We start from the raw sequence: 12,582 nt of genomic DNA on the forward strand, positions 1-12,582 counted from the left end.
GGCTTCGCTGGTCAAGAGCTGAAAGGCTCAGCTCGCGGTGATCGTGAAGCGTGGCCCCGGCGATCAGGGAGGGGGCGGGGGCGGCTCGTCCGAGACCGGATCGACGGGCAGCTTGAACAGCCGGCCGATCCGGTAGGGCCGCGTCGAGGGGGAGTAGTAGCTCGTCATCGACGGCGTGACGCTCCACGTGTAGCCGAGGAGGTGGTTCGTGATCGCGTCGGTGTACACGCGCATGGTGCCCGTCCCGGCCCCCGCCGCCATGTAGCCGCCGGTGCACTCCCCTTGCCACCGGCTGTCCGCGTACTCGCTGCCCGCGTCGAAGCACCCGTGCGGCGAGCTTGTCGAGTCCACGATCGGAACGGCGTACTGCCTCGTCCCGGAGTAGCGCGGCATGACCGGGCTGATCTCCTTGGCCGGGCCCGTGATGATGACCGTGTGACCGGCATAGGTGGCCGTGGCGTCGATGACGAGCACATCGCCCTTCTGGATGTCGACCGCCCTGTTGACGCGGCGGAAGTAGTTCTCGGGCTCCCGCGCGAGCCCGCCGACCACCGGGCTCTCGTTGATGAGATCGTAGAGCTCCGCGGACGAGGGGCGAGACTTCACCCACAGGTACCTGATGTCCTCATCCGAGTAGCCCATCGACTTCTTCAGCGACAGCACGAAGAAGCACGCGCCCTTGGTCCTGCCGGTCCAGGGGCTGATCTCGACGTCCTCGCCATCGATCTTGATGACCTCGGGGTCATCCCAGGTCATGTAGCACTTCTCGTCCCCGACGGTCGCGTCGTTGGTGACGGCGTTGTCGATGAAATCGAGGGCCCAGTCCGTGTGGTCCTTGGCGCTCGCGGGCGCCGAGCCCAGCATAACGAAGGACGCGGCAGCCAGCGATGCAACAGCCAAACTCGTCGTGCGCCTGTTCATACTTCTACCTCGTTGATGTGAATGACCTTGCATGTGCACTCTGGAACAGATGCTAGTCATTTCATGCTGAACCATCAAAGCAACCCTGGCGCCGAACATGCCGAGTCTAGCAGGATGGATATTCTCTATGATCGGCTTAGGTGTCAAGGCTTTTTCGGGTCGCTCTTCCTTTTTTTGCAGTTTTTCGAGCGCTCGAACGTGGAGTAAGACCATGTCGTCCCTTACGACAGCTGATGCGCGATGGTATGGAGAGAATCGCGCGCCGGGAGCCGCATTTCCGGCTGTGCTCGGCGACCGGGAGCCCTGCTGATGCCCTCGTCGGACCGCACCTACATCGATGCGCTCGATGCGCGCGGCGCGGCGCGAGGCCGCCCCGACGCCTGGCCGCCGGCGGTGTTCGACGCCCCCTTGCTGCGAGGGCTCGACGAGCGCGCGCGGCGCGAGATCGCCGAGGCAGGGCGGCTCCGCACCCCCTCGACCGACGAGGTCGTCTATCGCGCCGGCGACGCCGGCGACGCGCTCTTCGTCGTCGCTTCCGGGCGTATCGCGCTGCGCGCGACACGCCGCGGAGACGATCGCGATACGGAGGTGCGCACCGCCGCTGTGGGCGATGTCCTCGGCGAGGAGGCGGTCGTGGGCATGTCGCGCAGGACCACCGCGATCGCCCTCGCGCCCAGCGTCCTCGCGGAGATCCCCGTCCACCTGTTCCGCCGCGCCGCCGGCCGCTCCGGCAAGGCCGAGATCGCCGAAAAGCTCGAGCGCGCGCTGCGGAGGAGCGCCACGCGCGACCTCCTCGGCACCCTCGCCTTCACGCGCGACCTCGATCCGGAAGACATCGACATGCTCCTTGACGCGGTGAGTCACCGCCGCTTCGAGCGCGGTCAGGCCATCTATCGCGAGGGGGATCCCGCGACCGAGCTGTGGCTCATCGCCGACGGGATGGTGCAAATCCAGACCGAGGAGGCAGATCGGATTCATGTGCGGGCGTACCTCACCCGGGGCGATTTCTTCGGGGACGTCGAGCTCGACGAGGGTCGCCGCCGGACGGCGAGCGCCGTGGCCAGCGGCGCGGCGACGCTCCTGTCGGTACCGTCGAAGACGTTCGCCGGCCTCGCGCGGAAGCACCCTGGTCTGATCTCGCGACTCCGGCGCATCACCGGCGACCAGCGCGCCGCCCAGGAAGCGATCGTCGCCGGCCAGGCGCGCAACCACACTGCACATCTCTTCCGGGACCTCTATCGCCTCCAGGTGGCGCGGTCGCTCCTGGTCATCGATCTCGACACGTGCGCTCGCTGCGGACACTGCGCGTGGTCGTGCGCCGACGTACACGGGATCTCTCGACTCGTCCGCCGCGGCGACAAAATACGCGCACGGGTGGACGACGACGCGGCGGACGCGCCGGCGGAAGCGCCGCGGAGCCTGCTACTGCCGAACTCCTGTCAACATTGCGAGAGCCCCGCCTGCATGATCGAGTGTCCGACCGGCGCCATCGGCAAGGACACGGGAGGCGAGGTGTTCATCCGCGACGCGCTCTGCACCGGCTGCGGCGCCTGCGCCAAGGCGTGCCCCTGGGAGAACATCGCGATCGCGCCGCGCCCGCCCGCCGCGCAGCGCCCGGGCGGCGCGGGCTCCCCGGACATCGCGGTGAAGTGCGATCTCTGCCGCGAGCACGACGGCCCCGCGTGCGTGAAGGCCTGCCCCACGGGCTCGATCTTCCGCGTGAACCCGGCGGAGGAGATCGCCGACGTGCGCGATCTGCTCGGCGGGGCGCGGCGCGAGCAGGAGCGCTCCGCCGGGCAGCGGGGCGGCGCGGCGCTCCTCGCCGGGAGCGCGATCGCGGCGGCGGGGCTCGGCGCGGCGGGGCTGTCGGCGCACGCGCGCGGCGGGGCGCGGCCGGGCGACGGCGCCGCGCTCGGGGCGGGCGTCGCCGCGGCCGTGGGGGTCGCGCTGCTCCTCGGGTACGCCGTCCCGAAGCGCGCCGGGCGGCGGCTGTGGATGCGGCCCAGGCGGCGCGACGCGGCGGACGCGGCGGACGACGCCGCGCCGGTCCGGAGCCGGCTGCGCCCGCAGCTGTCCGCGCACCTCGCGATCGGCCTCGTCACCGCCGGCCTCGCGCTCGCGCACGCGCCGTGGCCGCGGTCCGGCCGCCCGAGCCTCGGCGCGGCGCTCCACCTCGCGTTCTGGGCGACCGCGGCGGCCGGCGCCTTCACGGCGCTCGCGTACCGGCTCGCGCCGCGGCGCCTCGCCCGGATCGAGCGCACCGCCGCGCTCCCCGAGGACTTCGCCGCCGCCCGCCGCGAGCTCCTCGACCGCTTCTACCGCGAGGTGAGCGGCCGCAGCGATCTGGTCAAGAAGATCGTCGAGAAGGTCCTCGTGCCCTACCTGAAGAGCCCCCTCGGCCCGCTCGCGCTCCTCGCCTCGGGGCGCGGGCTGCGCGAGGAGGAGCGCGCGCTGCGCGCCCGCATCGACGCCGTCCTCGAAGGCCGCGGCAGCGAGCGGCTGGCGGGCCTCTCGGAGCTCATCCGCATCGCCGTGGAGCTGCGCGCGCTCCCGGCCCAGCGCGCGCTCCTCGCCGCGCTCCGCGGCGGGCTGCCGGCGCACATCATCACGTTCGGCGTCGCCGCCGCGCTGCTCGTGCTCCACGCGATCACGGCGGCGAGCGTGCCCCGATGAGCGCCCGGCGGCCGGCCGACAGGGCGCCTGACTCGCTATGAAATCGTTGCGGGGCACGGCATTTCTTTGTGCGTCGCGCGCCGCCCGCCGCGCGGCGAGGCCCGCGCCCGCGCGCGGCGACCGCGTTTCGCGCGGCAGGCGGCGCGCGGGCGAGAGGCCTGGACTTTGCCTTCAGCGGCCAGGTACAATTTTCCTGACACCACCCCAGTAGAAGGTAGAGAAGCTGATGGCTGGTCCCTCGACCAAGTGGATGCGAGCGCTCTCCCGATCAGGCTTCGCCGAGGCGTGGGCGCCGAGAGCGCTGCTGCTCGTCACGTTGTCCTCGGCGGCGGCGCTGATCGCCGGGGCGTGCAGCGGAGACGACAGCGGATCTCCGGGGCCGCAGGGCGGGACGGGCTTGCCCGACGCGGGGGCGGAGGCGGGCGACCCGTGCGTCGACGGCGAAGAGGTGGAGTGTCACATCACCGTCGGCGAGAACGCGGGCGTGCTGACCTGCATGGACGGCGTCCGCCGGTGCCAGGACGGGCGCTACGGCAGCTGCGAGGGGACGATGACGATGCGGAGGTCGCCGTTCGGGCCTTCGCCCGGCGGGAGCGGCGAGAGCGGGTATCCGCGCCCGCTCGCCAACTCCGAGGCTTCGGACGGGGGTCTCTGCGCGACGAACCCGTGCGACCCGTCGTGCCAGTCGTTCGAGGAGACGCCGGACGGGGGGCCCATCGACCTCTCGGGGACCGGCATCACGTACACGTGGTCGGTCGGGGACATCAACGAGCTGCCCGAGTCCGTGGCGCGGCAGGGCACGCACCAGCCCTGCACGACCAGCGAGGATTGCCAGTTCGACCAGTACTGCGAGCACCCCGCGCAGAGCGCGTGCGCCCACAGCCCGTGCGACACCGGCGGCCCGCTCCTGACGACCTGCAGCGGCTGCATCGCGAAGGTCTGCGACGCTCGGCCGAGCTGCTGCATCCAGCCGACGATACCGGCCGACTGTGGACATGACGCCTGCCAGACCGGCACCGCGACCCACATGACCACGACCTGCGGCGACGCGTGCATCCAGAACATCTGCGCGACAAACCCGCTCTGCTGCGAGATCCACCCCATGAGCTCGTCGGACTGCGTGACGCTCATCGGAATGGGCAGCACCTTGATGACCGGCGGCAGGTGCCGTCCGCCCACGTCCGGGGTATGCCCCCCGCCGACCACCCTCTCGCCCGAAGGCGCGTGCGTGCCGAACTGGAACGCCTCGTGCAGGACCCTCGTCGCGACCCGGTGCGCCCCCAAGACGTGCACCACGCCGACCAACTCGTGGGACGCGACGTGCGTCGCCCTGGCCGAGCAGGAGTGCGGCGCCGCGTGCGGCACCGAGCCAGGCGTGCAACAGGGCCTCTGCAAGTCCTACCTGCCGAACCAGACGAACCCCGCGTGCAGCGGCGTGGATCTCACGGTCGGCGTGCCCTGCGGCGGGACGATCCCGGTCTGCAACCGCGGCACCATGCCGGCGCCCGCGGGCATCGCGATTCACCGCTATCCCGCGGGCGCGGGCCAGCTCCCCTCCTCGGCCCCGAGCCGCGTGCTGAACTCCTGCAGCCCGACCGGCGGGACCCTCGCCTGCACGACCGCGCAGCCGATCGCCCCGGGCGAGTGCATCAGCGTGGCCGGCTGCACGGGCGTCGCCGACGGCATGGAGCTCATCGTCAACCCGCCGGGCCCGGGGCAGATCGCCGAGTGCCAGTGCGGCAACAACGGCAGCATCTATCAGTCGGCCATGTGCGAGTCGCCGGGCTGCATCGCCACGGCCAGCGTCTCGATGATCAGGCCGGCCACCCTGTTCGTGGCGCTCGACCGGTCGACTTCCATGGTGGTGAACTCGTCGGGAGACAGCGTGAGCGCCTCCCGATGGAACCCGGCGCGTGCCGCCCTCCTGGCGTTCTTCGAGGATCCGGCGTCGGCGGGGCTCGGCGTCGCGCTCCGGTTCTGGCCGCACAACAACCCCGGCCCGTGCAACGACGTCGGCGGCGTCTGCACGGAGGAGTCCGTCAAGGACTGCAACCGACCGATCGTACCCTTCGATGGCACGGCGGCCCGGAGGCTGACCGCGGACCCCAGGCCGATGGATCAGCAGGAGCTCGCGCTCTACAACGCGCTCTACATGCCCAGCCCCGGCACTGGCGGCGATACCCCCATGTACCCGGCGCTGGACGGCGCCACGAACTGGGCGATCACCTACAAGAACGCCCACCCCGAGGAGGAGGTCGCGGTCGTGTTCGTGACCGACGGCATCCCGTCGGACTGCAACACCGTCCCGAACCACATCGCGAACCTGGCGCGCAATGCCTACGAGAACCACGGCGTCCGCGTGCACGCGGTGGGCTTCGGTAACTCGAACGCGGAGATCATCAACCTCATCGCCACGCGAGGCGGCGGGCGGGCGTTCAACCTCACCGCCGGCATGGGGCTGTCGACGACCCTCCGCGACGCGCTCGTCTCGATCCGCGGCGAGGCGCTCGCCTGCGACGTGACGGTCCCCCTCGCCGGCGCGTCGGATCCCGCCTCGGTGTCGGTCGTCCACGTGAACAGCGCCGGCACCGAGACCGTGCTCACGCCGCGGGCCGACCTCGCCAGCTGCGGCCAGGGCTGGTACTTCGCCGACGCGACACACACGAGCGTCAAGCTCTGCCCGCAGACGTGCACCGCCCTCCGCGACAGCCCGGGGAAGGTCCGCGCGACCGTCCCGTGCGTGACCACGAGCCTCACGCCCATGACCACGAGCTGGGAGCGCTATCACGGCGTCTGCCCGCCGGGGACCAAGACCCAGTGGGGGTTCCTCCGGTACAGGACGGCGACGCCGGGCGACTCGAGCGTCGAGTTCTTCGTGCGCGCGGCCGACGACCCCGCCGAGCTCGACGGGGCCACGGTGCGGCTCGCCGCCACCGCCCACGCGGTGCCCACCGACACGCGGATCTGCGATGAGGACTCGACGCCGCCGTGCGCGATCAACCTCTTCGACGTGCTGCAAGAGCTGCCGGACGCCCGGACCGAGTACCTCGAGATTCAGATGAGGCTCAACCCGACGAGCACGGGCGGCGGCGGTGTTCAGGTGCAGGACTGGGAGATCACGTATTCATGTCCGGATTCCGAATGAGCCGCCGCATCGCGGCGATCGCCCTGCTCTCCGCCGCGGCCGTCGCCGCGGCGTGCGGCGCAGACGACGACAACCGGCCGAGGCCGCAGTCTCCCTCCGGCGGCGCCGGGGCCGCCGGCGGTGCGGGCGGCGGCGGCGACGGCGGCCGCGGCGGCGCGGGCGGCGGCGCCTGCGGCGACGGCGTCGCCGAGCTGGACGAGGCGTGCGACGGGGCCGATCTCGGGGGCGCCACGTGCGAGAGCCTCGGCTTCGACGGCGGCGTGCTCCGGTGCAGCCCCGAGTGCACCGCCGACACGTCGGGCTGCACGGGCGTCGAGGCGTGCCAGGACGGCCGCGACAACGACGGCGACGGCAGCGCCGACTGCGGCGATCCGGAGTGCGAGGCGGCGTGCGCGGACCTGTGCGCCGCCCCGGTGGCGCTCTCGGATCCCGCGTCCGTCACCGGCGATACGAGCGGCCACGCGGCGGTCGAGGGCGGGTGTGCGGCGGGGGCCCCGGGCGTCGCCTACACGTTCACCGCGACCACCACCGGGTTCCTCGACGTGGTGCTGACCCCGAAGACCGACGCCGCGCTCCTGGCCGTGCTGCGCGGCGACTGCGATGACGCCGGGACGGAGCTCGCGTGCGGCGGCGCCAGCGCCGGCACGGGCATCGAGAACCGGCTCACCGTCCCCGTCCGCGAGGGCGACGCGTTCCACGTGATCGTCGGGAGCGCGAGCGCGGAGCTGGCGGGCGCGTTCGCGCTCGGCGTGAGGAGCCGCGTGACCGCCTGCGGCGACCGCATCCAGGATCCGGCCGAGGAGTGCGACGACGGCAACGACGAGCCGGGCGACGGGTGCAGCGACGAGTGCCGGATCGAGGCTACCGAGGTCGAGCCGAACGGCACCATCGCCACGGCCAACCCCTACGAGGAGCCGTTCTTCGCCATCATCGATCCGCCCGAGGACAAGGACGTCGTACGCGTCACCGTGCCGACCGGGCCCACGGCGCTCGTCGTGGAGACCGGCGACATCACGAGCTCCGACTGCCTCGACGGCCGGCTCGACACCATCGTCGAGATCCTGGACGAGAGCGGCGCGCTGATCGTGCAGCGCGACCTCGGGGGCGTCGGCCACTGCGCCCGCGCCGTCGCGCCGGCGCTCCCGGCGGGCGACTACTACGTCCGCGTCACGGCGCGCGTCGGCCCCGAGCAGCGGGCTCCGTACGGGCTCCTCGTGACGCTCGTCCCCGAGGTCTGCGGGGACGGGGACACGACCGCCGGCGAGCAGTGCGACGACGGCAACACGACCGCCGGCGACGGGTGCAGCGCCGCCTGCCGCTTCGAGCTCGACGAGACGGAGCCGAACGACGCGCCGGCGCAGGCCAACGCCCACGCCGCGCCGTGGCTCGCGGAGATCTCGCCGGCAGGCGACGTCGACGTTGTCGCCGTGAACGTGCCCGGGCCGAGCTCGACCTTGATCGCGACCGTCAGCGACAACGGCACCGAGGCGTGCGCGACGAACCGGCTCGACAGCTACGTCGAGATCCTCGGCGGCGACGGGACCGACGTGCTCGCCTCGGACGACGACTCGGGGGTCGGCTACTGCTCCTCCGCGTCGGCCACCGACCTGCCCGCGGGCACCTATCGCGTGCGGGTCAGGGCCTCGGACCTCGTCCCCGACGCGACCTTCTTCTATCGACTGAATGTCACGATCCTCTAGCCCGGCCGGCGGAGGGAGCCGGACCGCGGCCCCGTCCGCCGGCGCCGAGGGGGAGGCTCCGTCCGGCGGCGCCGCCCGGGAGCCTGCACCGCCGCCCGACCCATCGAGGACGCTCTACCGCGCCGACCTGTCCGATCCGCGCCAGCGCGCCGCCCAGCCGCGCGAGATCGTGCGTGGTCGCGCCGCGCGCCGCGCCGAGTCGACGTCCGACGTCACCCGCTTCCGGGGCGTGCTGCCGGCCGCGCTGGCGGGCGCCGTCGCGACCGGCGCGGCGGCGCTGCTCTTCCCGCCGCCCGGGGGGCACGCGGCGCCGGGGCCGCTCTCGCTGCCCCATGCACGCGCGCAGCTCGCGTGCGCGTCGTGCCACGCCGAGGAGGCGACCGCGGGGCCGCGGGGGGCTGCGGAAGCCGCGCCGCGGGGGGCTGCGGAAGCTGCGCCGCGGGGGGCTGCGGAAGCTGCGCCGCGGGGAGCTGCGGAAGCCGCGCCGCGGGGGTCCGCGGCGGGCGCGCGCCTGGACCGGGCCTGCATCGGGTGCCACGGCGACCACGGGTCCACCCGCGCGAGCCACGGGCAGCTGCTCGCGAGCGGCGCGATGAGCTGCGCCACGTGCCACCCCATCCACCGCGGCGACCAGGGCGTCGTGTTCGACCCCGCGGGGCCGCCGGTGCGCTTCGCGCCGGGCGCCGAGGTGGAGCTCCCGAGGGCGGCCTTCCGCCCGAGCCAGCCGGCCACGGTCGCGATCGTCGCCGCCGGGAGCTGCGCGCCGTGCCACGACCTCCGCGCGCCGCGCGACCCGATCGCGCGCTGCCTGGTCGAGGCGCAGGCGCCGCTCGGCGACGCCCGGCCGATCGCCTGCTTCGACGAGCACCGCCCTGCCCTCCCCGACGACGCCGCGACCGGCCGCGCCGGCCGCGGCGGAGGCGGCGGCGTCTGCCGCGGCCAGCACACCGAGGACCGCGCCCTCGCCTGGGAGGCCGCGCGCGACGCCGCCGCGGCCATGCCGGTCGTGCGGGGCGCGGCCGGCGCCGCCCCCGGGGGCGCGCTCCCGCACGGGCGCGCGCTGCTCTGGATGGGCGCCGGCCTCGCGGCCGCCGGCCTCGCGTTCGCGGGCGCCCGCGGCGGCCATGCGCTGCGCGCGCGGCGCTCGCGGCGGCCTTCGCGCGACGCCGAGGCGGCCGAGGCGATGCTGCGCCCCGCGGCGCGCGTGCGCCTGCCCCGGATCGACACGACCACCTGCCTCGGCTGCTACGCGTGCGTCGACGCGTGCCCGTACGACGTGCTCGCGGTCGAGCGGTACGTCGCGGTCGTGGCCCGCCCCGAGGCGTGCTGCGGCCTCACCCTGTGCGAGCAGCGCTGCCCCAACGGGTCGCTCACCATCGAGGGCGGCGCGCCGATCGAGGGCCGCCCGCGCCTCGGCGACGACCTCGGGAGCCTCGACGTGCCGGGCCTGTACCTCGCCGGCGACGTCACCGGGCTCCCCCTCATCAAGAACGCCATCCACCAGGGCGCCTTCGCGGCGGAGCGCATCGCGGAGGACCTGCGGAAGGCCGGCGACCGCGGCCCGGGGCTCGATCTGATCATCGTCGGCGCGGGGCCCGCCGGGATCAGCGCCGCGCTGCGCGCCAAGGAGCTCGGCCTCTCGTTCGAGGTGATCGAGCAGGGCAGCGTGGCGCAGAGCATCCAGAGCTTCCCGCGCGGCAAGCTGGTCTTCGATCAGCCGCTCGACCTGCCCGTGACCGGCAAGCTGTGGCTGAAGGAGTCGACCAAGGAGGAGCTCCTCGCCCACTGGCTCCGCATCGTGCGGAAGGAGCGGCTCCCCATCGCGCAGGAGACCCGGATGGTGTCGGTGGCGCGCTTCGGCGGCGGCGCGGGCGCAGCCGCCGAGGCCCCGGCCGGCTTCGCCGTCGTCACCGAGCCGCGCGACGGCGGGCCGCGCACCGAGCGCCGGGCGCGGCGCGTGCTGCTCGCCCTCGGCCAGCGCGGATCGCCCCGCCGGCTTCCGTTCGAGCTGTCCGCCGAGGTGGAGGGCCGGGTGTACTACCACCTCGCCGACGCGCGGAGCCTCGCGGGCCAGCGGGTGCTGATCGTCGGGCTCGGCGACGTGGCCATGGAGGCCGCCATCGCGCTGTCCCGCCAGCCGGCCACCGAGGTCACCGTCGTCTACCGCGGCGGCGGGTTCCGGCGCGGAAAGACGCGGAACATCGAGGAGATGCGCCGCCTTCTCGCCGCGTCCCGCCTCTCGCTCCGGTTCGAGACCGACGTCGCCGCGCTGGCCGCGGATCCGCGCGGCGCGCTCGCGGCGACCCTCGCGTCGCCGTCAGGGGCAGAGGCGCACCCGTGCGACGCCGTGCTCGTCCTGATCGGGAGCATCCCGCCCTGGAGCGCCCTCCGCGCCGCCGGTGTCCGGCCGACCGTGGAGCCGTCAGATCGTTCGGCGCCCGGCGACGTCGAAGGGACAACGCCTGCGGGCCCTCCGCCGTGAGCCCGACGGAAGCCGACGAGGCCGACGGAAGCCGACGGAAGCCGACGTAAGATCGAGGGGCGCAGGCCGTTCTCTGGAGGAGCCATGAAGCCGACCCACGTCGCCCTGTTCTCCGCCCTCGGCATGATGTTCACGAGCCTCTCGGTCTACTCGCTCGTCCCCTCGGGCGCCGCCGTAGAGGCCGCCGAGGTGACCGCCGAGCCGCCCCCCGTCGTCCCGGAGGTGACGGGCGGCGCCGTGGCCGCGGTCGATCCGAGCCGCTTCGCCACCGGCTCCAGGCTGATGCTGGAGGGGCGCGTCGGCCACGCCCGCCTCCCCCGCTCGGCGCGGGAGACGTTCCTGATGTTCGAGGTCCGCAGCGACGACGCGCCCGCGAGGGCGCAGGCGCAGGCGAACCTCTCGCTGGTCATCGATCGCTCCGGCTCGATGAAGGGCACCCGCCTCGCCAACGCCGTCCAGGCGGCGACGACCGCCGTCGGCCGCATGAACGACGGCGACGTGGTGTCGGTCGTCGCCTTCGACACGAGGACGACCGTGGTCGTGCCGCCCACGACCGTCGGGCCGGACACGCGCGGCCGCATCCTCGCGGGCGTCCGCGGCATCTCGCTCGGCGGCGACACCTGCATCTCGTGCGGCATCGAGGAGGGCCTGTCGCTGCTCGCCCAGGCCGGCGGCGGGGTGAGCCGGATGCTCGTCCTCAGCGACGGCGACGCCAACCACGGCGTGCGCGATCTCCCCGGCTTCCGCGCGATCGCGCAGCGGGCGCGCGATCGCGGCGTGAGCATCACGACCATCGGGGTCGACGTCGACTACAACGAGAAGATCCTGTCGGCGATCGCGCTCGACTCGAACGGCCGGCACTACTTCGTCGAGAACGACGCCGCGCTCGCGCGCATCTTCGAGGCGGAGGCGGAGCAGCTCACCGCCTCCGTGGCGAACGGCGCGGAGCTCGCGATCGCGCTCGCGCCCGGCGTCACGCTCGATCGGGTCTTCGATCGCTCGTTCCGGCGGGCCGGCGACCAGGTGATCGTGCCGCTCGGCGCGTTCGCGGCGGGGGAGGTGAAGACGGTGCTGCTCAAGGTGCGCCTCGGCGGCCTCGGCGACGACGCGCGCGGCGCGTCCCCGATCGCCGACGTCGGCCTCACGTACCGGGATCTCGTCGCGAAGACCGACGCCCGGTGCGAGGGCAAGCTCGGCGTCGCGATCGCGGACCGCGACGCCGACGCTAGCGAGCTCGACGCGCTCGTCGCGGGGCGCGTGCAGCGCAGCGAGACGGCGGCGACGCTGAAGCAGGCCAACTTCCTGTTCGAGCAGGGGCGGCTCGACGAGGCGCGCAGCAAGCTCGACGCGCAGCAGCGGTCGCTGCGGAGCGCGGCCGACAAGGCGAAGCGCGCCGCGCCGGCGGGCCGCGCGAAGGACGTGGCGTCCGACTTCGAGAGCCAGATCGCGGCGCTGGAGCGGGCCGATTCGAGCTTCGGCGCGCCGCCGTCGTTCGCGACGCCGCCCCCGGCCGCCCCCGCGAAGCCGGGCGGCTTCGCGCAGGCCCCGGCGGCGGCCCCGGCGGCGGCGCGGCCGGCCCCGGCGCAGTCCCGCGAGGGCAAGGCCGCCGTCCGCCGTAACGAGGCGGACGCCTTCGATCTCGCCCGCTGACGCGCGGGCCG

General features: G+C 73.9%; 6 protein-coding genes. 5 read left to right on the forward strand and 1 reads right to left on the reverse strand.

What is annotated here, in order from left to right:
• Nucleotides 1-63: 63 nt before the first annotated feature.
• Nucleotides 64-921 (reverse strand): hypothetical protein, encoded by an 858-nt coding sequence (locus tag WMF26_RS26105; RefSeq protein ID WP_437994878.1) that lies wholly within the window; start codon nt 919-921, stop codon nt 64-66.
• Between the two features lie 309 nt (nt 922-1,230).
• On the opposite strand from WMF26_RS26105, the gene WMF26_RS26110 reads away from it, so the two are divergent.
• The 5 genes from WMF26_RS26110 to WMF26_RS26130 all read left to right on the forward strand — a co-directional run bounded on the left by WMF26_RS26110 (nt 1,231) and on the right by WMF26_RS26130 (nt 12,571).
• A complete protein-coding gene (locus tag WMF26_RS26110) occupies nt 1,231-3,594 on the forward strand; it encodes a cyclic nucleotide-binding domain-containing protein (RefSeq protein ID WP_437994879.1) in 2,364 nt (787 codons plus the stop codon).
• A gap of 226 nt (nt 3,595-3,820) precedes the next feature.
• Nucleotides 3,821-6,739 carry a vWA domain-containing protein gene (locus WMF26_RS26115; RefSeq protein WP_437994880.1) on the forward strand — a complete coding sequence of 973 codons (2,919 nt, stop codon included), beginning with the start codon at nt 3,821-3,823 and terminating at the stop codon, nt 6,737-6,739.
• Nucleotides 6,736-8,439: a DUF4215 domain-containing protein gene (locus WMF26_RS26120; protein WP_437994881.1), complete on the forward strand. Its 1,704-nt coding sequence runs from the start codon at nt 6,736-6,738 to the stop codon at nt 8,437-8,439. The genes WMF26_RS26115 and WMF26_RS26120 overlap by 4 nt, the downstream gene beginning before the upstream one ends.
• Complete coding sequence (locus tag WMF26_RS26125) at nt 8,423-10,921, forward strand: NAD(P)-binding domain-containing protein (RefSeq protein ID WP_437994882.1); 2,499 nt, start codon at nt 8,423-8,425, stop codon at nt 10,919-10,921. Before WMF26_RS26120 ends, WMF26_RS26125 begins: the two co-directional genes overlap by 17 nt.
• A gap of 84 nt (nt 10,922-11,005) precedes the next feature.
• Nucleotides 11,006-12,571, forward strand: coding sequence for a vWA domain-containing protein (locus WMF26_RS26130; RefSeq protein WP_437994883.1), 1,566 nt, complete (start codon nt 11,006-11,008; stop codon nt 12,569-12,571).
• Nucleotides 12,572-12,582: the final 11 nt, after the last annotated feature.

The organism is Sorangium sp. So ce185, from assembly GCF_051526825.1.
GTDB lineage: Bacteria > Myxococcota_A > Polyangia > Polyangiales > Polyangiaceae > Sorangium > Sorangium cellulosum_D.